1 protein-coding gene is annotated in these 1,452 nt (G+C 48.5%); it reads left to right on the top strand.

Features of this window, described 5'->3' with window-relative positions; all coding sequences use genetic code 11:
- Positions 1 to 1,413 (top strand): putative barnase/colicin E5 family endoribonuclease (locus tag EAO38_RS08510; RefSeq protein ID WP_162982755.1); only part of this gene is annotated, 1,413 nt, incomplete at its 5' end.
- Positions 1,414 to 1,452: the final 39 nt, after the last annotated feature.

Below are 1,452 nucleotides of genomic sequence, written 5' to 3'. Positions count from 1 at the left end.
TTGGGCTATATTGATTTGGTGTGGGGAGCAAACGCACAGCGTTTGCAAGGCTTAAAAGGAGCCAATGGCAAGCCACTCAAGCCCTATGGATTGTCTAAGATTGTAGAAAAACACCTTGATGACTTTAGTGGGTTTGAGGGGGGTACGTCTTTGGAGAAGTTGGCGGGGGGGTTGGAGTATTTAGTGCGTGATGGGGAGCTTAAAACAAGCCCCACAGGCATTAAAACCATTGTTGTGCCCACAAAAGAAGGGGAGTTTAGAGTAGGCTTGTCTGAAGGGTGGTTTGGCAAGGGAGACAATACATGGGTGATCACGGCTTATGAGTACAAACGCCCCCCTGTAGAGACTTTCGGCCAATCTACAAGCCCTAAAGATGTTTCTAAAGGGTCTGAGCATGGGCATCTTGCCCAGAAGGACTTAGACAAGCATAGCATACCCCCCCTTAAGTACCAAGTAGGCGATCTAGATAGAAGCTATGAATACACCGATTTCAGAGGCACGGGTTTGCAGGCGATCGCCCTATTGGATAAGGAGAAAGATGGGCAAGTGCGCGCGGCGTTCAAACGGGGAGACTTGGGCGAGATCGATCTCATATGGGGCAAGGGAGAGGGGCTCAAAGAGGGCAAGGCGATAGATATCGGACTCTCTAAAATTCTAAGAAATAAAAAGGCTTATGGGGATTTTATCGCGCATCCTTCTTTAAGCGAGAGAAGCAGGGTTTACGAGGCTTTGACGGGTATTATCCATAAGGGTGTGCGCATCCAAGAAACACAGGATATTAGCACGCTATGGCTCAAAAATGGGGCAGATTACCATGGCTTAACTTTGTGGCTTAGAAGCCCCAATAGAAATGGCAAACAGGCATGGGTGGTGGTGGATCACCAAAAGACAAAAAGACCCCCAGCGGCACTAAAGGGCTATCATAGCCCCACAGATTACCCCCAAGAGTGGGGCAAGGCTCTTGGGCTTAAGAACGATCAACAGACTTTTAGAACCCAGTTTAGTCAAGAGATGCAAGAGGCTTTACTAGGGGGTAAATTAGAAGACAATCAAGTAGTGTACATGGAGCTTGGCCCGCATACTCTCTTTAAGATTCAAGCCCCTAACCCTAAAGCGCACTTGCTTGATGTCCCCTCTACTTTGAATCAGCCCGATATCTTAAGCCATGTAGATGGGGGACTTTACTTTCTCAAAGAGTTTAAAGGCCCTAAAGAAGCCTTCATTAGTGTGGCGCATAAGACCCCGATCGGCTGGGAGTTCAGTCGCCATGCTTTAGAAGAATTGCCCCAATTACAAGCCCAAATACAACAAGGCAAGATGCTCTATAAGGCCACACCAAAGAAAGCAGTGGCTAAAGAGCCCATAGCAGAGCCTAGCGCAAGGGGGGGGAGGGAAACCCCCAAAGGGGGTTAGCCAAGACCTCCTAGACCCTAACAAGCCTTTAAGAAGAGC

The organism is Helicobacter vulpis, assembly GCF_003660395.1.
GTDB classification, from domain to species: domain Bacteria; phylum Campylobacterota; class Campylobacteria; order Campylobacterales; family Helicobacteraceae; genus Helicobacter; species Helicobacter vulpis.
The sequence above is the reverse complement of the archived record's forward strand: the minus strand, read 5'-3'. Positions and strand labels throughout refer to the sequence as shown.